The organism is Streptomyces sp. NRRL F-525, from assembly GCF_000716605.1.
Classification (GTDB): Bacteria; Actinomycetota; Actinomycetes; order Streptomycetales; family Streptomycetaceae; genus Streptomyces.
Genome location: NZ_JNXE01000011.1, coordinates 101,205 through 121,631, shown reverse-complemented (window position 1 = coordinate 121,631; position 20,427 = coordinate 101,205). Strand labels below are relative to the sequence as shown.

General features: G+C 70.4%; 20 protein-coding genes. 8 read left to right on the top strand and 12 right to left on the bottom strand.

The window, feature by feature from the left end; all coding sequences use genetic code 11:
* Positions 1-5: 5 nt before the first annotated feature.
* From OO69_RS18050 to OO69_RS18025, 6 genes are all read right to left on the bottom strand, one after another.
* Positions 6-851 carry a phospholipid scramblase-related protein gene (locus OO69_RS18050; protein WP_033281693.1) on the bottom strand — a complete coding sequence of 282 codons (846 nt, stop codon included), beginning with the start codon at positions 849-851 and terminating at the stop codon, positions 6-8.
* Positions 852-903: 52 nt separating this feature from the next.
* Positions 904-2,958 carry a phosphocholine-specific phospholipase C gene (locus tag OO69_RS18045; protein WP_033281692.1) on the bottom strand — a complete coding sequence of 685 codons (2,055 nt, stop codon included), beginning with the start codon at positions 2,956-2,958 and terminating at the stop codon, positions 904-906.
* A gap of 159 nt (positions 2,959-3,117) precedes the next feature.
* Complete coding sequence (locus OO69_RS18040) at positions 3,118-4,362, bottom strand: ABC transporter permease (protein ID WP_033281691.1); 1,245 nt, start codon at positions 4,360-4,362, stop codon at positions 3,118-3,120.
* Positions 4,359-5,150, bottom strand: coding sequence for an ABC transporter ATP-binding protein (locus tag OO69_RS18035; RefSeq protein ID WP_033281690.1), 792 nt, complete (start codon positions 5,148-5,150; stop codon positions 4,359-4,361). The genes OO69_RS18040 and OO69_RS18035 overlap by 4 nt, the downstream gene beginning before the upstream one ends.
* Positions 5,147-6,400 carry an HlyD family efflux transporter periplasmic adaptor subunit gene (locus OO69_RS18030; protein WP_051801088.1) on the bottom strand — a complete coding sequence of 418 codons (1,254 nt, stop codon included), beginning with the start codon at positions 6,398-6,400 and terminating at the stop codon, positions 5,147-5,149. Before OO69_RS18030 ends, OO69_RS18035 begins: the two co-directional genes overlap by 4 nt.
* Entirely contained in the window at positions 6,397-6,969 is a 573-nt protein-coding gene (locus OO69_RS18025; RefSeq protein ID WP_051801087.1) for a hypothetical protein, read from the bottom strand. Before OO69_RS18025 ends, OO69_RS18030 begins: the two co-directional genes overlap by 4 nt.
* A 91-nt stretch (positions 6,970-7,060) precedes the next feature.
* Between OO69_RS18025 and OO69_RS18020 the strand changes: the two genes are divergently transcribed.
* Together OO69_RS18020 and OO69_RS18015 are read left to right on the top strand one after the other, a co-directional pair.
* Positions 7,061-7,762, top strand: a complete 702-nt coding sequence (locus OO69_RS18020) for a response regulator transcription factor (RefSeq protein ID WP_033281689.1) — start codon at positions 7,061-7,063, stop codon at positions 7,760-7,762.
* Positions 7,752-9,569, top strand: a complete 1,818-nt coding sequence (locus tag OO69_RS18015; RefSeq protein WP_051801086.1) for a sensor histidine kinase — start codon at positions 7,752-7,754, stop codon at positions 9,567-9,569. Before OO69_RS18020 ends, OO69_RS18015 begins: the two co-directional genes overlap by 11 nt.
* Before the next feature lies 1 nt (position 9,570).
* On the opposite strand, the gene OO69_RS18010 is transcribed toward OO69_RS18015, so the two are convergent.
* The 4 genes from OO69_RS18010 to OO69_RS17995 all read right to left on the bottom strand — a co-directional run bounded on the left by OO69_RS18010 (position 9,571) and on the right by OO69_RS17995 (position 13,196).
* Complete coding sequence (locus OO69_RS18010; RefSeq protein WP_033281688.1) at positions 9,571-10,629, bottom strand: NAD(+)/NADH kinase; 1,059 nt, start codon at positions 10,627-10,629, stop codon at positions 9,571-9,573.
* A 29-nt stretch (positions 10,630-10,658) separates the two neighbouring features.
* On the bottom strand, positions 10,659-11,609 hold the full coding sequence (locus OO69_RS18005) for an NADP-dependent oxidoreductase (protein WP_033281687.1): 951 nt from the start codon (positions 11,607-11,609) through the stop codon (positions 10,659-10,661).
* 34 nt (positions 11,610-11,643) lie between these two features.
* Entirely contained in the window at positions 11,644-12,210 is a 567-nt protein-coding gene (locus OO69_RS18000) for a flavin reductase family protein (RefSeq protein WP_033281686.1), read from the bottom strand.
* 137 nt (positions 12,211-12,347) lie between these two features.
* Positions 12,348-13,196 carry a helix-turn-helix transcriptional regulator gene (locus OO69_RS17995; RefSeq protein ID WP_033281685.1) on the bottom strand — a complete coding sequence of 283 codons (849 nt, stop codon included), beginning with the start codon at positions 13,194-13,196 and terminating at the stop codon, positions 12,348-12,350.
* Between the two features lie 207 nt (positions 13,197-13,403).
* Here OO69_RS17995 and OO69_RS17990 point away from each other — a divergent pair, with 207 nt between their 5' ends.
* Positions 13,404-14,285 (top strand): helix-turn-helix transcriptional regulator, encoded by an 882-nt coding sequence (locus tag OO69_RS17990; protein WP_051801085.1) that lies wholly within the window; start codon positions 13,404-13,406, stop codon positions 14,283-14,285.
* Between the two features lie 14 nt (positions 14,286-14,299).
* On the opposite strand, the gene OO69_RS17985 is transcribed toward OO69_RS17990, so the two are convergent.
* Entirely contained in the window at positions 14,300-14,764 is a 465-nt protein-coding gene (locus tag OO69_RS17985; RefSeq protein WP_033281790.1) for a MarR family winged helix-turn-helix transcriptional regulator, read from the bottom strand.
* Positions 14,765-14,940: 176 nt separating this feature from the next.
* Between OO69_RS17985 and OO69_RS17980 the strand changes: the two genes are divergently transcribed.
* The 5 genes from OO69_RS17980 to OO69_RS17960 all read left to right on the top strand — a co-directional run bounded on the left by OO69_RS17980 (position 14,941) and on the right by OO69_RS17960 (position 19,299).
* Positions 14,941-15,780 carry an SDR family NAD(P)-dependent oxidoreductase gene (locus OO69_RS17980; protein ID WP_033281684.1) on the top strand — a complete coding sequence of 280 codons (840 nt, stop codon included), beginning with the start codon at positions 14,941-14,943 and terminating at the stop codon, positions 15,778-15,780.
* A gap of 173 nt (positions 15,781-15,953) precedes the next feature.
* Positions 15,954-16,736, top strand: a complete 783-nt coding sequence (locus OO69_RS17975) for an SDR family oxidoreductase (RefSeq protein WP_033281683.1) — start codon at positions 15,954-15,956, stop codon at positions 16,734-16,736.
* A gap of 173 nt (positions 16,737-16,909) precedes the next feature.
* Positions 16,910-17,458, top strand: coding sequence for an NADH-ubiquinone oxidoreductase (locus OO69_RS17970; protein ID WP_033281682.1), 549 nt, complete (start codon positions 16,910-16,912; stop codon positions 17,456-17,458).
* 204 nt (positions 17,459-17,662) lie between these two features.
* Positions 17,663-18,433 carry a MerR family transcriptional regulator gene (locus OO69_RS17965; protein ID WP_033281681.1) on the top strand — a complete coding sequence of 257 codons (771 nt, stop codon included), beginning with the start codon at positions 17,663-17,665 and terminating at the stop codon, positions 18,431-18,433.
* Positions 18,430-19,299: a hypothetical protein gene (locus OO69_RS17960; protein WP_033281680.1), complete on the top strand. Its 870-nt coding sequence runs from the start codon at positions 18,430-18,432 to the stop codon at positions 19,297-19,299. The genes OO69_RS17965 and OO69_RS17960 overlap by 4 nt, the downstream gene beginning before the upstream one ends.
* On the opposite strand, the gene OO69_RS17955 is transcribed toward OO69_RS17960, so the two are convergent.
* A complete protein-coding gene (locus tag OO69_RS17955) occupies positions 19,284-20,123 on the bottom strand; it encodes a GntR family transcriptional regulator (RefSeq protein WP_033281679.1) in 840 nt (279 codons plus the stop codon). The two genes, OO69_RS17960 and OO69_RS17955, sit on opposite strands and share 16 nt — an antisense overlap.
* Between the last annotated feature and the right edge of the window lie 304 nt (positions 20,124-20,427).

Genomic DNA, 20,427 nt, shown 5'->3' with positions numbered 1-20,427 from the left:
CAGGGTCAGCCGAGGCCGCGCGAGTCCTGCTTGAGCGCGGTGTCGACGGTCAGCGCCGTCGCCACCACCAGGCTCAGCAGGGGCTCGGGCAGCTGGTAGTGGATCTGCAGAACGTAGTTGTCCGCAGTCGTGAACATCGTCTTCGCGAGGCCTTCCCAGGTCTTGGTGATCCGGGCTACCTCGTTGTCCGCGTGGTCGACGATCGCGAAGTTCCAGGCCCGCCAGTTCTCGGCCTTGATCGCGCCGATCTGCTGGCCGTTCGCGTTCAGCGCGAAGTTGATCTTCCCGATCATGTTCTGCTGGACGATCTCACCCACGGGCGAGCCGTCCGGACGGGTCACGATCACCCGGGACTTCATGATCTTCGCCGGCCGGGTCAGCACCAACTGCGGCTGCCCGTAGGCGTCCCGGATCTCCAGCCGGTGGGTCATGTACTGGTCGAGGCTGGAGACGAAGCGCAGCGCCTTCTTCAGCGTGCTCTGGCCGACCTCGTCGACCGAGCCGATCACGTTGCCGTTCTGATCCATGACCTTGTACTCGTTGGTCAGCTCGATCAGCTTGGCCTTCTGGTTCACCACGAGCACCGGCTCGGTGAACAGGCTGCCGCCGCCGGGGCCGCCCCCGGCGACCCCGGCCTGCTGCTGCACCTGCTGCTTGACCTGGCGCTGGGCCCGCGGATCCGGCCCCGCCTGCTGCTGCGGCACGGCCTGCGGCTGCTGCTGGGCGCCCTGGCCCTGCTGGTCCGCGTTGGTGTGCTCGGTCCACTTCACGCCGTCCCAGTACCGGAGGGTCTGGGGCGCTCCGTGCGGATCCGGGTACCAGCCTGCAGGTGTGTTCGAATGCGTGGTCACCGGGGCACACTACCGCGAGTGCCCCGGAAAACAACCGGTCTCACAAAGCCCCTCAGGCGGTCGCGATCGCCGGGTCGCTGACCCCCGGGCGGCCGTTCTCGACATGTCCGGCGAATCGCCGCAGGAAGCTCGCGTCGCCGTCCGAGGTGACCGTCAGGTCGTACCACCGCTTGCTCGCGCCCAGGTCGAAGGTGTGCCGTACGGTGGCGCCCGCCCGCACCTTGAAGGTCTGGGAACGCCCGCCGTAGCCGCTCACGACCTTCAACTGCACCGTCCCGGAGCCCTTGTTGGTGAAGGTCAGCTCGACGTCGTCGCCGCAGTTGCGGGCGGTGACCTCGGGGCCGGCCGTCTTGCCGGGGCCCTTGAAGACGCGCAGGAAGCCGTTCGGGCCGTGCACGGTCAGGTCGTAGGAGCCGTTCGAGTACGCCGAGTTCCAGGCGTCCGAGACGGACTTGCCGGCCTCGGTGGTGTAACTCCAGGGCCCGTCCGTGCGGTTGGCGGAGGTGACGAGGAAGGTGGCGCCGGCCTTCGCGCCGGAGGCGAAGGTGAGCGTGAACTTCCCGGCCGCCGTGTCGGCCGAACCGTCCACCGCGGCCGCGTACTTGAGCGGCCGGGCCGGGCGCAGTCCGCGCTCCTGCTTGGGCAGCGCCGGGTTGGCGGGCGGGGTCGGCTTGTAGTCCGGGTGACGGTTCTTGTCCGGCGGCTGGTAGCCGTCGGTGCTCGGCAGCGGGACCTCCTTGACGTCCTTGTGCGAGAAGTCGAAGGCGCCGGTCAGGTCGCCGCAGATCGCGCGCCGCCACGGCGAGATGTTGGGCTCGTGGACACCGAAGCGGGTCTCCATGAAGCGGATGACCGAGGTGTGGTCGAAGGTCTCCGAGCAGACGTAACCGCCCTTGCTCCAGGGCGAGACAACGATCATCGGCACGCGCTGGCCGAGGCCGTAGGGGCCCGCCGGGTTGGTGGCGTTGCCCTTGAAGAGGTCGGGGCCGACGTCGACGGTGGACTTGCCCTGCGCGGCCGAGCCCGGCGCGAACGGCGGGAGCAGGTGGTCGAAGAAGCCGTCGTTCTCGTCGTAGGTGATGAACAGGGCCGTCTTCGCCCACACCTTGGGGTCGGAGGTCAGCGCGTCCAGGACCTGGGAGACGTACCAGGCGCCGTAGTTCGCGGGCCAGTTGGGGTGCTCGGTGAAGGCCTCGGGGGCGACGATCCAGGAGATCTTCGGCAGCTTGCCGCCCTTGACGTCGGCCTTCAGCTGGTCGAAGAAGCCCTCGCCCTTGGTGGCGTCGGTACCGGTGCGGGCCTTGTCGTAGAGCGGGTCGCCGGGCTGGGCGTTCTGGAACTGCTTGAAGTACAGGAGCGAGTTGTCGCCGTAGTTGCCGCGGTAGGCGTCCTGGATCCAGCCCCAGCCGCCCGCCGCGTCGAGGCCGTCGCCGACGTCCTGGTAGATCTTCCAGGAGACCCCGGCCTTCTCCAGGCGCTCGGGGTACGTCGTCCAGCTGTAGCCGGCCTCGTCGTTGCCCAGGACCGGGCCGCCGCCGACGCCGTCGTTGCCGGTGTAACCCGTCCACATGTAGTAGCGGTTCGGGTCGGTCGAGCCGATGAACGAGCAGTGGTAGGCGTCGCAGATGGTGAAGGAGTCGGCGAGCGCGTAGTGGAAGGGGATGTCCTCGCGCGTCAGGTACGCCATCGTCGTGGAGCCCTTGGACGGCACCCACTTGTCGTACTTGCCGCCGTCGAACGCGGCGTGCCCGTCGTTCCAGCTGTGCGGGAGGTCCTGGATGAACTGCAGGCCCAGGTCGTCGGCGTCGGGGCGGAACGGGAGGATGTCCTTCGTGCCGTCCGACTGGTACCAGACCGGTTTTCCGTCCTGCCGGGTCACGACCGGATGCGGGTCGCCGAAGCCCCGGACGCCCCTGAGCGAGCCGAAGTAGTGGTCGAAGGACCGGTTCTCCTGCATCAGGACGACGATGTGCTCGACGTCCTCGATGCTCCCCGAGCGATGGTTCGCCGGGAGCGCGGCGGCACGCTCGATGCTGTTCGACAGCGCCGTGAACGCCGTGGTGGCACCCGCGAGTTGGAGAAAGCGACGCCGATTGACTTCGGACATGGGTGAGGCACCTCTCATCCTGACGCGCGGCCGGCCGGAACATGGCGAAATGCGCGCGGTGCGAGTGTTCCAAGAGCAACAAACGTCAGGGAAGGGTCTGGTGGCGCCTGTGTGAAACTCGCCCGTACGTGCGGGGGCGGCCCCTCGCCGCCGGCCGCGTCACGTCGTGGCGAGGGCTTCGGTGGGGGTGAGGCGGGAGGCCCGGATCGAGGGGTAGACACCGGCGGCCATGCCGATGAGGACGGCACCGCCGAAGCCGCCCGCGACGGCGGGGAGCGAGATCACCGGGGGCCAGTTCTGGTAGGTCGCGTAGCCGATGGTGGCGAGGATACCGAGGACCGTCCCGGCGAGGCCGCCGAGGCAGGACAGGGCGATGGACTCGGTGAGGAACTGGCCGCGGATCTGGCCCTTGTTGGCTCCCAGGGCCCGTCGCAGGCCGATCTCGCGACGGCGTTCGAGGACGGAGATGACCATGGTGTTGGCGACGCCGATCCCGCCCACGAGGAGGGCAACTCCGGCGAGGCCCAGGAAGAGGGCGGAGAAGGTGGTCCGGGTGGCGCGTTTGGCGGCCAACGCGTCGGAGGGGCGGCTGACTTGGACCATGCCGGGGAGTTCCGGGTAGATGGTGGGGGCGAGGACGTTGCGGACGGCGTCGATGCCGTCCTCACGGGCCTTGACGTAGATCACCGTGGGGTGACCCGCGAAGTTCAGCTGGGTGCGGGCCGCGTCCCAGCCGACCAGCACCGAGCGGTCGATGTCGGGCGAGAGCGGCGTCTGCGCCAGGATGCCGATGACGGTGAACCAGCGCTGGTTGATGTAGATCTGCGGGGCGGGTTGACCGGGGACTATCTTCGCGATGCCCATCCGGGTGGCGGCGACCGAGCCGAGGACGGCCGTGGGGAACTTCTCGGTGGTCGCCGTGAGGTAACTCCCGGACTGCACCTTGGCGTTGATCGCGTGCAGCAGATCGGTCCTGCCGGCGAGGACGGTGAGCCCCGCGTAGTCGTCGGCGTCGACGTGGTCGTTGCGGAACACCTCGGCGTGGGTGTTGGCGACCGCGCTGGCCACCGTGACCGGGCCGATCCGGCGGACCATGTCCACGGACTGGGGCGGGAGTTGGACCGGCGGGGTCTGGTTGGGGACCGGCACGGCCTGGAGCATGTTGGTGCCCAGCGCGGAGAGCTGGTTCATCAGGGCCTTCTGGCTGGACGCCGGGATGCCGGTGACGACGATCATCGTGGCGATGCCGATCGAGATGCCCAGCGCGGACAGGGCCGCGCGCATCTTGCGGGTGTGGATGCCGAGCAGGCCCAGGCGCAGGATGTCGAGGGGGGCCAGGCGGACCGGCTCGGTGTCGGCGAGGGAGCGCGTAACGGGCCGGTGGGGTGCGGTTGTTGCGGTCATGGCCGGTGATCCCCGTCGGTGTCGGTGAGCGGGTCGAGGTGGATCGCGAGGGTGTCCTCGGCGGCGAGGTCCGCGGTACTGATGGCGAGGGTGTCCTCGTCGAAGCCGCCGCCGCGGACATCGGCGACGAGGCGGCCGTCGAGGATCTCGATCCTGCGGGGCAGACGCCGGGCGATGTCCCGGTCGTGGGTGATGATCGCGATGGTGGTGCCCTCGGCGTTCAAGGTGGTCAACAGGTCCAGTACGGCACGGCCGTTGGCGGTGTCGAGGGCGCCGGTCGGCTCGTCCGCCAGCACCAGGGCGGGGCGGTTGACCAACGCGCGGGCGATGGCGACGCGTTGGCGTTCGCCGCCGGAGAGCTGGTTGGGGAGGTGTCCGGCGCGGCGGGCGAGGCCGACCCGGGCGAGTGCCTCGCGGGCCAGCGGTTGGCGCTGACGGCGCGGAACTCCGGCGTAGAGCAGGCCTGTTGCGACGTTCTCGGCGGCGCTCAGCCCGTCGGTGAGGTGGAACTGCTGGAAGACGAAGCCGAGGAGGCGGCCGCGCAGGGCGGACAGGCGGCGGTCGGAGAGGGTGGCGACGTCGTGGCCGCCGATCTCCACGGTGCCGCTGGTCGGGCGGTCCAGGGTGCCCATGATGTTCAGCAGCGTCGACTTGCCGGACCCCGACGGGCCGACGATGGCGAGGAGTTCACCCTCCGCGATGGCGAGGGAGACACCGTCGAGGGCGGTGACTCCGCCCGGGTAGGCCATGCCCGCGTTGGTCACGGCGAGGACCGGTCGGCTCTTCATGACGTGGTCACCACCTTCAGCCCGGCGGTGAGGCCGTCGCCGGTGACCTCGACGAGGCCCTTGGCGAACATGCCGGTCCGCACCGCGAGCAGCCGGCCGCCGGGGAGTTGGACGGCGTAACCGCCCTCGCTCAGCGCGAGCAGCGCGCCGACCGGTACGGCGAGGACGCCCTTGCGGGTCCGGGAGGTGAAGGCGACCTGGACGGGGGCGGAGGTGAGTCTCGCGACAGCGCCGGCGTCGGGAACCCGGACGGTGACGGTGAGTTGGGCCGGGCCGCCTCCGCCGCTGGTGTCGCCGTCGTTGTTGTCGGTGGCGGTGGCGGTGGCGCCGACCGCTTCGACGGTGCCGGTGACGGTGGAGTTGTCGGGGAGGGTCACCGTGACGCGGTTGCCCCGGGCCATGGTGCCGACGCGGGTCGCGTCCACGGGTACGGACACCTTCTTGGTGGTCGAACTGACCGTCATCAGGCTGCCGTTGGCGTCGTCACCGGTCTGCGCCTGCACCGCGCCGACGCGGACCTCGCCGGGCTGGACGACGACGTCGCCGATGCCGAGCACTCCGGTGGCGGGCATTCCGGCGTAGGTCTGCCAGCGCCTGACCGCCGCGATCAGGTCGGCGGTGAGGACTCCGTCGCCCTCCTTCACCTTGACCGAGGTCGCGGTCGCGGTCGCGGTGGGCGTCGGGGTTGGTGTCTCGGCGGGGGCCGCCCTGTCGGTGGACGTCTTGCCGGACTCCTCAGCCGGGGCCGGGTGTTGAGCAACCCAGGTGCCCGGCGCCGGTTGCGACCCGATGTCGTAGCCGAGCCTCTTGAGGTTGTCGGCGACCACCCGCACGTCCGGACCGGTCATCCCCCTCGCGTTCAGCGCGCGGTAGAGCGGGGTCGCGCCGTAGAACACCGGCACCGGCACGTTGTCCACCTTGTACAGCGCGTGGCCGCGGGTCACCCTCGCGCCCGGCGCGGGCAGCCAGGTGACCAGCCCCGCCTTCGCGCCCTTGACCGGCGCCGCCTTGCTGTAGCCCAGAGTCCCGCTCAGCGTCTGGGCGTCGGAGAGGTCGGTCCGGATCACCGTGGCGGTGCCGACCCTGGCCGAGTCGGCGGCCGTCGTGCTCGGTTTCGTGTTCCCGTCCTGCCATACGGTGACGCCGAGCGCGGTGGCCGTGACGCCAGCCAGGGCCACGGCCCCGATCTTCAGGCGGCGGCTTCCGCGACGCGAGCGGGTGCCGTCGTTGTCGTCGCCGGTCGTCGTCACTTGTAGGCCTTCAGCTCGCAGTCGTGGTCGAGTTCGTCCTGCTGGGCCTGGGTCAGGGAGCTCTGGCCGTCGTAGTTCCAGCCGCCGCCGTTGGGCAGGGCCTTGACCTTCAGGCCTCCGTCGTTCAGGCACCTGATGTATGTGCGGTAGTCGTCCATGTAGTGCGGGTTCGTCGCCGGGTCCAGCTCCGGTGGCGTGAGCGGCCTCTTCGGGAGGCAGGCTCTGTAGGCGGCGGGATGGTCGGACTCCTTTCCGTCGGGGACGAACTGGCTCCCCTTGTGGCCGCCGGGGACACCCTGGTCGCGCAGGCAGTCCCAGAAGACGCCCCACAGCCGGTCCGTCTCCGCGTAGCTCGTGTCCAGCCGTATCTGGGGGCGGCCCGACTCCGCGGCGGCACTCGCCGACGCCGACGCGCCGCTCGTCTTCGGCGTCTTGATGGAGGCGACGCCGGTGTCCTTGGCGGCGGTCTTCCCGTTCCCGCCCGAGCCGCCGCCGCAGGCCGACAGCAGGGTCAGTGCGGCTACCGCGGCCAGGGTGGCGGAGCGCCTTCGACTAGTGCGTTTCGACATGGCGGAACCGTGACCGGAGGATATGAAGATCCTGTCAGGCCACCATCAGAGTCCTGTCTGCTGTCACGGTGGCGACCTTAGGGTGAGCCGCGTGAACGCATATGTCCTGGTGGCCGAGGACGACGTCAAACAGGCCGAGGTGATCCGGCGCTATCTGGAACGCGAGGGCCACTCCTCCCTGGTCGTCCACGACGGGCGCGCGGCCATCGACGAGGTACGGCGCCGACAGCCCGATCTGCTCGTCCTCGACGTGATGATGCCCCTGGTCGACGGGCTGGACGTGTGCCGTGTGCTGCGCCGGGAGTGCGAGGTGCCGGTGCTGATGCTGACCGCGCGCAGCACGGAGGAGGATCTCCTGCTCGGCCTGGACCTCGGCGCCGACGACTACATGACCAAGCCGTACAGCCCACGGGAGTTGATGGCCCGCATCCGCACCCTGCTGCGGCGGACACGGGGCGCGACGGCGGCGCCGGACGACCCCGTGCTGCGGATCGGCGCGCTCGCCGTCGACCCGGTCCGCCGTACCGTCGCCCTCGACGGACGCCAAGTGGTCTGCACACCCGGGGAGTTCGAGATCCTCGCAGCGATGGCCGCCGAACCGGAGCGGGTCTTCACCCGCCGCCAACTCCTCGCCCTGACCCGGGGGTTCGACCGCTACATAACGGAGCGGACCATCGACGTGCACATCCTCAACCTGCGCAAGAAGATCGAGGCCGTCCCCCGTCGACCCGCCTATCTGCAGACCGTGTACGGCGTCGGCTACAAGCTCATGGACGGAACTCGTGCGCGCTGAACCGGAGTTGGGGACAGCGGGAGACAACGGCACGAAGTACAGGGCACGCGTCCGCGCCAAAGTGCCGCTGCACAGAAGCCTGTTGGTCCGCCTGCTCGCCACCTCCGTGATGATCGCCGTCTGTTCGGTCGCCGCCACCGCCTGGCTGGCCGCCCGCACCACCAGCAGCGCCATCCAGCAGGAACAGGGCCAACTCCTGTCCTCCGACACCGAGATCTACGACACGCTGGTCGGCTACGCCGCCGTCCACCCGGACTGGCACGGCGTCGCCCCCACCCTGCGCCGCCTCGCCGAACGCACCGGCCGCCGGATCACCCTGACCACGCAGAGCCGTCGTACCATCGCCGCGTCGTCCGCCACCACCGCCGCGCTCCCCGTCAGGGCCTCCGCGGTCGTCGATCCGCTGCACACCGACCCCGCCCTGCTGTCCGGCGGCGAGAGCGACCGGATCGACCCGCGTGCCGTCGGCCCGTACCGGCTGACCGCCGCCGAGCGGAAGGACCTGCGCCAGTGGGCGGACAAGATCCTCTACTGTCTGCGCGGCACGACCGGTGCCGCCACCCTCGTCGAGGAGCCGAGCGGCCGCCCGTCCATCAAGCTCCCCGACAGCGCCCTGGGATCCTTCGTGGACCTGGGCTGCGGACTCGACGAGCTCAGCGATCCCGTCAAGACCGAGATCGGGCCGCTCGGCCGGGTCAACACCATGGTCAACGACTGCCTGGAGCGCCAGAGGCAGCCCGAGGTGAAGCTCGCCATGGACTTCGTCATCCGTACGAAGGGCGACAGCCAGATCGCCCGGACCTGCCTCGACACCGCCCGCCGCGACCAGCTCACCCCCTATGTGGCACCGGCCGCGCTGCTGTACGTCACCACCCCGGCCGGCGTTACGAGCGCCCCCGCCTTCCACTTCTCCTCCGCCAACACCGCCCGGATCGCCGGTGTCGCCGGGCTGGTGCTGCTGGTGACTGTGGCCGTCACCGTCGTCGTCGGTACCCGGCTCGTCAGGCCGCTGCGTGCCCTGGCCGACGCGGCCCGCCGCCCGGTGGAGGAACACCAGCGCGTACCGGTCACCACCAACGACGAGATCGGCTATCTCGCCGCCGCCTTCAACGACCTCGCCGAGCGCCGCGAACGCATGGAGGGGCAGCGCAAGGCGATGGTCAGCGATGTCGCCCACGAACTGCGCACCCCGCTCAGCACCATCCGCAGCTGGCTGGAAGCCGTGCAGGACGGCATCGCCACCTCCGACCAGGCGCTCGTCGACTCCCTCCTCGAAGAGGCGCTGCTGCTCCAGCACATCGTCGACGACCTCCAGGACCTCGCCGAGGCGGACGCCGGTCAGCTGCGCATCCACCCCGAACCCCTCTTCGTACGCGACCTCCTCGACCATGTCGCGACCGCGCACCTCGGCCGCGCCGAGACCGCGGGCGTCACCCTCACCACCCGCACGGACGGCGACCCCGACCTGTCCGGCGATCCCGTACGGCTGCGGCAGGTCATCGGCAACCTGGTGTCCAACGCGATACGGCACACCCCGCCCGGCGGCACCGTCACCCTGCGCGCCCGCCGGACCGCCGACCACGTGACGATCGAGGTCGCCGACACCGGCACCGGCATCCCCGCCGAGGATCTGCCCCGGGTCTTCGACCGCTTCTGGCGAGCGGAGAAGTCACGCAGCCGGCGCACCGGCGGCAGCGGACTGGGCCTCGCCATCGTGCGCAGGCTGACCGAGGCGCACGGCGGGACGGTGACGGTGACCAGCACGGTCGGCGTCGGCACGGTCTTCACCGTCCGCCTTCCCGCGTGACCTACTGAGCGGCAGGCGGCAGCCGCATCCCCGCGAGGTCCGCCGGGACCGGGGTGTCCGGGCGGAAGAACGGTTCCGAGGGACCGTCCTGGGCGTTGGCAGGCGCGTCCGTGAGCCGGAACCGGTCGCGCAGCCTGCCGTAGAAATCGGTCGGGCGGAGGCGGACGAGGCGGACGCGCTGGGGGGCGCGGAAGACGCCGATCCAGTCGCCGGGGTCCAGGACGCCGCGGAGTTGGCCGTCGACGGTGACGATCGCCTGGCCGGAGTGGGGCAGGACGCGCAGGCCGACGGGTTCGTCGGGGGCGGCGATCACGCTGCGGTTGAACGTCATGTGCGGGGCGATCGGCGTGAAGACGACGGCGTCCATGTGGGGTGAGAGGACGGGCCCGCCGGCGGCGAAGCTGTAGGCCGTGGAGCCGGTCGGGGTGGCGACGGCGAGCGCGTCGGCGGAGTAGGTCGCCAGCAGGCGTCCGGCCAGGTAGACGCCGACGCCGACCTGCCGGTCCCGGGCGAGCTTCTCCAGGACGACGTCGTTGAGCGCGGTGACGTCCAGCGCGCAGCCCCAGCCGCCGCCCTCGGTGGTCTCGGGCCGGACCTGCGGCGGCGGCAGGGCGGGACCGCGGCCGTAGCGCAGCAGGGCCTCCATCTCCTCGGGGATGTCCAGCGGCCGGGAGGCACGCATGGTCAGCGTCATGCGCTCCTCCACGATGGCCCGCCCCTCGTGCACGGCGTCGAGGGCCTCGTCGATGTCGCAGGCCGGGACCTCGGTGAGGAAGCCGACCTTGCCGAGGTCGACGCCGAGGACGTCGGCCCCGCTCTTGACCGCGATGCGGGCGCCGCGCAGGAAGGTGCCGTCGCCGCCGAGGGTGACGACGAGGTCGGGGTTGCCCGCGGCCTCGGCCTCCTCGCGTCCGGCCCGGCGGTGATGGTCCTTGGCCCAGACGTCGATCTCCGTGCAGCGGACGTCGTGCGCCTCGCTCCAGGCGTGCACGGCGGCCGCCGCCTCCCGGGCGGTCTCACGTCCCTGGTGGACGACGAGACCGATACGGCGTACGGGCATGGGGTCCTCCGTGGAGTGCGGTCGGGGCGTCAGGCGCGCGGTGCGGAGCGTTCGTCGGGCGGGACCAGGCTGAGCACGATCTTTCCCCGCGTGTGCCGCCGCTGCACCTGTCGGTAGGCCTCCTGCACCTGTTCCAGCGGATACACCTGGCTGATGGGGACGGTGAGTTGTCCCTTGGAGACCAGTTCGGCCAGTTCGGCGACCAGTTGAGGGGTGAAGACGTCCTCCTGGGCCCTGCTGCGGACGCCATAGCGGGCTACGGCCCGGCCGTCGGCGAGGGTGTTGACGCGGTGCGGGGGCACGCCCAGTTCGACGGCGATGTCGACGTTGCCCTGGCCGAAGGTGTCGACGAACGCGTCGATCCCGTCGGGTGCCGCGGCCTTCAGCCGGTCGGCGAGGCCGGGGCCGTGCTCGACGGGGACGACACCGAGCGAGCGCAGGAAGTCCGCGTTGTGGGGTCCGGCGGTGCCGATGACCGTGGCGCCGCGCAGCCGCGCGAGCTGCACGGCGAGGGAGCCGACCCCGCCGGCCGCGCCGGACACCACGACGGTGTCCCCGGCTTCCAGGTCCACGGCGTCTACGGCGGCCCATGCCGTGACACCGACCGCGGACAGCGGCGCCGCGGCCTCCCAGCTGATGTCGGCGGGCTTGGGGGCGAGGACGTCGGCGGGCGAGACGACGTAGTCGGCCTGCGCCCTTCGGGGCAGATAGCCGATGACCTCGTCGCCGACCGCGAACTCGCTTACGCCAGCGCCGAGTTCGGCGACCCAGCCGGCGAAGTCGTTGCCCTGTCCCTCGGGGAAGCCGGCCGGCCACATGTCCGCGAAGACGCCCTGCCGGATGCCGGCCTCGCCGGGATTGACCCCGGCGACGACGACCCGGACGAGTACTTCCCCGGGGCCCGGCTTCGGTCGCGGCACCTCGACGACCTCCAGCACCTCCGGGCCGCCGTAGCGCGAGAACTTCACTGCTCGGGGCATGGTCGAGTCTCCAGTGTCCAGAGGATCGGCGGGCTTACAGAAGGTACTGCCACTTGGTCATGCGGTCCTTGAGATCGACGGTCGGGCCGTCCAGCGTGAAGGTGCCGTCGCCGCGGTGGTGGAACAGGCGCGGGGCGGGCTGCGTTGGATCGGTCCAAGCCCGGACCGGCTCCAGGACGAACAGGCTGTAGGGGGCGACGAGGCTGGTGTCGGCGACCCGGCACTCGATGTTGGCGAAGCACTCCGCGACGAGCGGCGCCTGGACCTTCTCGCCGTCCACGGCGGTCAGGTCGAACTCCTCGAACTTGTCGACGTCCGCGCCCGAGCAGTTGCCGATGTCGACGACCGTGGCCGCCATCTCCGCCGTCGGGACGGAGACGACGCACTCGCCGGTCTCGACGAGCGCCTCGTAACTGTGGTCCCAGGGGCCGATGGTGCACGCGATCAGCGGCGGGGCGTGGCGGACCATCATGTTGAAGCCATTGGTCATCACGTTCGGGACGCCCCGGTGCCGGGTGGTGACGAGGATGACGGGACCGGGTTCGATCAGATGGTGAACCTGGTCCAGGGGGTGGGGCTGAAGGTCCTTCACGGTGGTCATGTCCGCTCCCGACGCCGTACGGAGCGCGTCCCGGCGGCGGGGCCGGCGCGCTGTCTGCCGCTTCGAGTCTCGGCAGACGGCGCGCCGGTATGAAGGCCGCGGTTTTCCTGGGTGCGGGAGGACCAGGCTCGGTTTGTTTACGTGCCTGCGTTCGCCTGGGCCTTCTTCGGCTCCGCGGCCAGCGCCCTCAGCGTCTCGAAGGCCTCCGCCGTCGGACTCGCCGGTTCGGCCTGGTAGACGACGAGTTGCTGATGCGGGGCGCCGTTGACCGTGAACGCGGCGAAAGCGATGTGCAGGTCGCCGACGTCCGGGTGCTTGAGGTGCTTGCCTTCCTGGGACTTGCTCTTGACGTCGTGCAGCCGCCAGAGACCCGCGAACTCCTCGCTCTCCGCGGAGAGTTCGTCGACCACCTCGGCAATACGGGCCGATTCGGGATCGTGTCCGTAGGCGGCCCGGAGTTCGGCGACACAGGAGTGCGCGGCCCGCTCCCACTCCTGGTAGAACTCGCGCCCCGCCGGATCCACGAACACGTTCCGCGCGAGGTTGTCGAACGCGTCGAACCCGCTGTGCAGCGCCGTGGCAAGGGAGTTGCCCGCGAGGATGTCGAGCGCCGGGCCGAGCACGAACGCCGGAGTGTGCTCCCAGCCGTCCATCAACTGCAGCAGCTGCGGGCTGATATCGGCCTGGCCCCAGTCGTGCGGCCGCTGCGAGGGCGTCAGACAAAGGCGGTTGAGATGGTCGGCGGACTCCGCGTCCAGCTTGAGCGCCTGCGCCACGGCCTCCAGGACCTGCGGCGACGGGCTGTTCTCGCGGCCCTGCTCCAGCCGGATGTAGTAGTCGGAGCTGACTCCGGCGAGCATCGCGACTTCTTCCCTGCGCAGTCCCGGCACCCGGCGTCGGCCGTACTCGGGCAGACCGACGTCCTGGGGCTTGAGGGCCTCGCGGCGGGCCCGGAGGAAATCACCCAAAGGGGTCCCATTGCTCATGCGGCAAGACTAGATGCTTTTCGATCGTTGAGAAGAGCCGCTCGCGCACAAACGCACCAGGTTCCACACTCTTCACACAGCGTGATTCACCACCCGGGCGACCTGCCCCGCAGCTCCTCCGTGCCACCCCGGGAGCCGTGATCCTGGGTGCAACGCACCCACCGTCGGCAGAGCTTCTCCGGGTTTTTTCCGCCTAGCCTCGACGGTATGTACAACGACGACGTGCGCCCCGGCCCGGTTGAAGGGCTGGGTCAGTTCCTCCGCTCGCGCCGGGAGCGCGTCAGCCCCGCCGACGTGGGGCTGTCCGGCTCCGGCCGGCGACGGGTGCCCGGGCTGCGCCGCGACGAGGTCGCCGCGCTCGCCGGGGTCAGCCCGAGCTACTACAGCAGACTCGAGCAGGGCCGTGAACTGAGCCCGTCGGTACGGGTGTTGGAGGCCATGGCCCGTGTGCTGCGGCTCGCGGAGGCGGACCGACTGGAGCTGTTCCGGCTGGCGCGACCCACAAGCCGTCGTACGAAGTCGCCCTCCCGCGTCGAGCGGGTGCGCCCGCATCTGCGACAGCTGATCGAGAGCTGGACCAGGACGCCGGCGTTCATCATCGGTCACGCCCAGGATCTGCTGGCGACCAACGCCCTGGCCGACGCCCTCTACCGCGACTTCACCCAGCACGACAACGTGCTGCGCATGCTCTTCCTGGACCCCGCGGCGAAGACGTTCTACCGGAGCCCGGAACGCGCGAAGAACCGCGCGGTCGCCGACCTCCAGCAGTCCGCCGCGAGCACGCCCGAGGATCCCCGCATCCTGGAACTCGTCGGTGAACTGTCCGTGCGCAGCCCCGAGTTCCGCTCGCTGTGGGCCCGTGAGTACACCCGGGTCCCGCCCTACGAAGTCAAGCAGATGCGCCATTCCGTGGTCGGGGACCTGGAGCTGCGGCACGAGGCGCTCAACATCCGCAGCGCGCCCGGGCAGCAGCTCATCATCCTGCAGGCCGAGCCGGACTCGCCCTCGGCGGACGGTCTGGCCCTGCTGGGTTCACTCAGCGCGCCCGAGGTGCCGCACCAGCAGGATCCGGCGCGGGGCGCCCAGTAAAAGCCCGACCCGGGTTACTGGGAATTCCGCTCGACCGCTCCCAGTATTCGGTCCAGGAAATCGCCGAAAAGCCGCACCTCGTCCGACGTGAGCGGGTCGAAGAAAAGCCGCCGTACGTTCTCCACATGCGTGGGCGCGGCGGCCTCGATCATTTCCCGGCCCTTTTCCGTGAGCCGCACCATCGAGCCGCGGGCGTCGTCCGCGCAGGGCTCGCGCGTGACGAGCCCGCGCTTCTCCATGCGGCTGATCTGATGGGACAGCCGGCTGCGCTCCCAGTCGACCTCGGCACCGAGCTCCCGCGCGCGCAGCACGCCGTCGGCGGACTCGGACAGGGGCGCGAGGAGGGCGTAGTCCGCCGCCGACAGGCCTGAATCCCGCTGAAGTTGCTGGTCCTGGGCCCGCTGCAGCTCGCGGCGCACTCTCCGGTACTTCGCCCAGACGTCGGCCTGGTCGGGGGTGAGCCATCGCGGTTCGGACATGGCCTCACGGTACCAGGTTGTTGACATGTCACCGACTTCACCGGTCGACGCCCGTTCCTGGGTGTGGGACTCCCAGGAAAACCGCTGCCTTCATAGCCCCGTCGCGGCGGGACAGACTCGTACTCGTCAACAGGAAATCCCCCCACAAAGGGGAAGCGACGAAAGAGGTTCTCCCCATGGCTACGTGGTTTGTCACCGGCGCCTCCCGCGGAATCGGCGCGGAAATCGCCCGGGCCGCACTGGCAGGCGGTAACAATGTCGTGGTCGCCGTACGGAATCCGGAGCGGGTACCCGACGACCTCAAGAAGTCCGACAACGTGTTCGCCGTCGCCCTGGACGTCACGGACAACGACAGCATCCCGCAGGCGGTCGAGGCCGCGGTGGAGCGCTTCGGCGGTATCGACGTCCTGGTGAACAACGCCGGCCGCGGTCTGCTCGGCGCGCTGGAGGAGATCACGGACGCGGAGGCGCGGTCGCTGTTCGACCTCAACGTCTTCGGCCTGATCAACGTCACCCGGGCCGTCCTGCCCGTCATGCGCAAGCAGGGCTCCGGCAAGCTGGTGCACATCGGTTCCCGCTCGGGCTTCGAGGGCGAGCCCGGGGTCAGCCTGTACTCCGCGTCGAAGTTCGCGGTCGCCGGCGTCAGTGAGGCGCTCTCCGCCGAGATGGCGCCGTTCGGGATCCAGTCGATGGTGGTCGAACCGGGCGTCTTCCGCACCGACTTCCTCGACTCCAGCTCCCTCTCGGTCGCCGCGAACCGTATCGCCGACTACGACGACACCCCGGCGCACGTGACGCTCGACTGGATCGACCGGGCCAACCACGCGCAGCTCGGCGACCCCGTCCTCGGCGCGGCCCTCATCGTCGAGGTCACCGGTACCGAGAAGCTGCCGACGCACCTCTACCTCGGCCGCGACACGCTGGAGCGGCTGGAGGTCAAGTACCAGCAGGTGCAGGACGACCTGGCCCCGTGGCGCGAGAAGTCCGCGGCCACCGGGCACGACGACGCCGCCTGACGCGCAACGGGCGCCCGGGCGCGAGGAGTTCGACCCCCGTGCCCGAGGAGTCCGGGTGCCCGTGCCGACGAGTTCGGGCACCCGCACTGGCCACCACCCGACACATCCGATGCACCCCCCACACCTAACACACCATCAAACACCTTCCCCATCAGAGTGATTGAGGTTCTGTGATGTCTACTTCCGCCCTGCTCACCGGTACCCCCCTCTCCGGCCGCGTCGCCGTCGTCTCCGGCGCCTCCAGCGGCATGGGTGCCGTCACCGCCGAACGGCTCGCCCAACTCGGCGCCACCGTCGTCGTGTTGGCCCGCCGCAAGGAGCGCCTGGAAGGCGTGGTCAAGAACATCGAGGCCGCAGGCGGCACCGCGTTCGCCCTGGCCGTCGACGTCACCGACCGCGCCGCCGTCCAGGCCGCCGCCGACCAGGTCGCCGAGCGCTTCGGCAAGGCCGACCTGGTGTTCAACAACGCCGGTGTCCAACTCATCTCCGGCATAGAGGAGTTGAAGGTCGACGACTGGCAGCGCCAGATCGATCTCAACATCAGCGGGCTGATGAACGTGATCGCCGCGTTCCTCCCCCACCTCACGGAGTCCGCCGCCGCGGGCAAGCCGGCCGACCTGATCAACACCTCGTCGATCGCGGCCACCCGCATCCTGACGAAGTTCTCGATCTACTCCGGCACCAAGGCGTACATCAGCCACCTCACCCGGCTGCTCCGCGTGGAACTCGGCCCGAAGATGGTCCGCGTGGCCACCATCGAGCCCGGCATGGTCGACACCGAGCTGCCCGACCACGTCACCGACCCCGACGCGTCCAAGCTGATGGCCGACCTCATCCACGACATCGACGTCCTGCAGAGCGCCGACGTCGCCGAGACCGTCGCCTTCATGGCCGCCGTACCGCGCCACGTCAACCTCACCGAGATCACCATCCTGCCCACCGCGCAGGCCGTCTGAGATCCGCCCGTCCCCTCACCCCCATCCCCTCAGGGCGGGGGAGGAACAGCGCTCGCTGCTCCTCCCCCGCCCTGGCGGCATTGGTTGACACGACAACATCAGTGGTGTTTTGTTGATACGTCAACGAGGACACATCCTCCCGCAACGCAACCCCAGGCAGACCGGAGGCCGGCATGAACATCACGGTGATCGGACGAGGACACGTCGGCGGCGGCCTGGCCCGCCTGTGGGAGAAGGCCGGGCACGAGGTCAGGACGCTGGGCCGGGACGGCGGTGACGCCTCGGACGCCGATGTGGTGGTCGTGGCCGTCCCCGGCAACCAGATCGCCGAGGCACTGAGTGGCGTGACCGGGCCCAACGGCCAGGTCACCATCGACGCGACCAACCTCTACTCGGAGCGCGACACCGCCTTCCCCTCCCTCGCGCACCAGGTGAAGTCGATCGTCGGCGGCCCGACCGCGAAGTCGTTCAACACGGTCTTCGCCTCGGCGTACGACCAGATCGGCACCCAGCGCGTGACCCCGAGCAACTTCTACGCCGCCGAGCCGGGCGCGAAGGACGTCACCGCGCAGCTCATCACGGACGCCGGTTTCGACCCGCTCTACGTCGGCGACCTCGACCCGGGCGCGCGCCTCATGGAGGACAGCTCGGGCCTGACCCGCGCGCTGGCCGGCCAGATCGGCCCGTTCTTCTACCGGTACGGGCGGCCCGGGGAGCTGTAAGTACGGGGCGGGCAGGGGCAGTTCGCGGAGCCGAGCACCCCGATCCACTCACCCCGGACGGGAGCCGCGGCCGCGTGGTCATCGGCGATCCGGCCCCCTCTCCACCCGGTGGAACCCGATGCTCGGCACGGCTTGGGCGGCGCGCACCGCCCGTCGCCCAAGCCTCCTTGACCTTGTCGCGACGTCAGGGTTTCTACTGACCTCATGCGAATCGGCGAGATCGCCGCCCTCATCGGGGTCACCCCGCGGGCCGTGCGGCACTACCACCATCTCGGGCTGCTGCCCGAACCCGTACGGCGGAGCAACAGCTACCGCCAGTACGGCATCCGGGACGCCGTCCTGCTGGCCCGGATCCGGCGGCTGACCGAGCTGGGCCTCGGTCTCGACGAGGTGCGCGACGTCATCGCGGACGACGAGGGCCGCGAACTGGTGGACGTCCTCCAGGAGTTGGACGAGGACCTCGCACAGCAGGAAACGGTCATCCACGAGCGGCGCGAACGGCTCGCCGCGCTGCTGGCCGAGGCACGGGACGGGGGCCTGACCGCCGACGCGCCCCTCTCACCGCAGCTCGCCGCCCTCCTGGCGGGCCTCGGCGAGCTGCCGGACTCCCCCATGGCCGTGAAGGACCGGGAGATCCTGGCCCTCCTCGACACCGTGGCCCCCGAGGCGGACCGGGTCCGGCTGATGGAGACGCTGCGGGGAATGGCGGAGCACGCGGGCGAGATGTACGCCCTGCTGGACGCCCTCGCCGACAAGGATCCGGACGACCCCGGGCTGACCCGTGCCGCCGCCGCGCTCGCGGCCCTGCTGCCCGACGACCTGGCCGTGCGGTTCTCCGACCAGCCGGACGCCGGTCTGACCGACGCCCTCTTCGCGGACCTGGCACCGGCCCAGTCGGCGGCGGTACGCCGGGCGATCGACCTCGCGAAGCACCGGCAGAAAGCCCCGCCGTACCGACAGGAACCCCCGTCATGACGACGACGCCGGAGATCCAGACGCCCCTCCCCCAGCCCGGAGCCCCCGCACGTGGACCGGTCCAACGGAGGCTGCGCGCCATCGCAGTGCCCGCCCAACTCGCCCTGGTGGCCTGCCTGTTCAGCGGAGTTCCGGTGCCGGACGCCGTTCTGCTCGGCGGCAAGGCGCTCCTGCTGATACTCCTCGCCGCCGAGGCCCACGTCTGGCTGCGGCTACGGCGGCTCGGCCTGTCCCGGCGTGAGGCGCTGGCGAGGCTCGTGCCCGAGCGCGTGGCGCGGTACGTGGCGCACGAGGCGCGGATCCTGGCGAGCCTGGTCCGGTGGATCGCACGCCGTCCGCACGGTGTCGGCGAGGCCGACGGGGTCTTCCCGCACGCCCGCGACCAAGCGGGCATGATGTACGGCCTCACGTTCGTGTGCATGGCCGAGACGGTCGCCCTGTCGTTTCTGCTCGCCAGGTGGCCCGTCGTCCACGCCGTCCTCCTGGTCGTCGACGTCTACACCGTCCTGTTCGTCCTCGGCATGCACGCGGCCGCCGTCACCCGGCCACACGTCCTCGCCGGAGGTGTCCTGCGCGTCCGGCAGGCGGCCCACGTCGACCTCCGCGTCCCCCTCGCGCAGATCGCCTCCTTCCGACGCGAGACGCGGTTCACCCACGAGAAGAAGGACGGCGAACTGAACCTCCCCGTCGGCTCCCAGACCTCCCTCACCCTCGAACTGACCGAACCGGTCAACGCGCCCAAGCTCCTCGGCGCGCCTCGCCTCGTACGGGTGATCAGGCTGCACGCCGACGATCCGAAGTCCCTCTACGACGCGGTCACCAGGGCACGGACCACGCCAGCACCCGCGCCTCAGGACGCCGACTGAATGTCCCCCCGCGTGGACGCCGCGATCGTGTCCCGGTGGGCGAAGTCGCCCGGGGGAATGCCGGGATGGTGGCCGAGCGGGGTCGACGGGACCGTCACCGAAGGGCCGAGGGTGAGTCGGGAGACGATGCGGTAGCGGTCGCCGCGATAGACCGAGTGGACGTATTCGACGGGCCGGCCCGTGGTGTCCGACGTCAGCCGCTCGAAGAGCAGGGCCGGGGAGAGTTCGGGGACGTCGAGGAGTTCGGCCTCGGCGCGGGTGACGACGGTCGGCTCGATCGCCTGGACCGCCTCCTGGACGTGCACGCCGTGCTGTTCCCGAAGGTGTTCGTACAGGTCCCCGGCCTCCAACTCCCGTGCGGACAGGGTCGGTACGAGGTCGGCCCTGATGTGCAGGTGCTCGATGGCCATCGGGGCGCCGTCGACCAGGCGCAGCCGGGCCACGTACACGATCTCGGCGGCGGGCGAGAGGCGCAGCCGTCGTCCCACGCGGGCGCCGGCCGGGATGGTGGTGAACTCCAGCAGGCGGCTCGACCAGGCGCCGGAGGCCTGAGGCGCCGTCATGGTCTGTTCGCCGGAGACGAGTTCCTGAGTGATCTTCTCGGGCGCCACGAACATGCCGCGCCCGTGCTCCCGCACCAGCAGCCCCGCGGCGACGAGTTCGTCCACCGCCGCGCGCAAGGTCGGCCGGGACACGCCGAGTTGGGCACAGAGGACGCGCTCGGACGGGATCGCGTCCCCCGGGTGGTGCGACTCGACGAGGTCGAGGATGAAGTCGCGGACCCGCTCCCGTTTGAGTACCGCACCTGGCGCGTCGGCCTTCATGTCGTACTCCTCATGCGCGGAGCCCCTGGTTGACCACCTGACCAGTTGACCAACGGTAGCCCGCAATCGCCCTGTTGACCCGGGCAGTGTAACCACCACCGGGCGATGATCCTTCCGAACCGGGCCGACCCGCACGCCAAGTCCCCTTGCAGTGCGAGGGGTTGACGTCCGCATTGGTCTATGCCACCTTCATCCCCACATCGAGAGGTGAGCTGTCCAGTGGGCCCCACTGGTCAGGTGGTCAGGTGTCCGTTCATGCCCTCCCCAGGTGGGCCTCCCCCACACGCCCCGTCCCGTCCCGGAG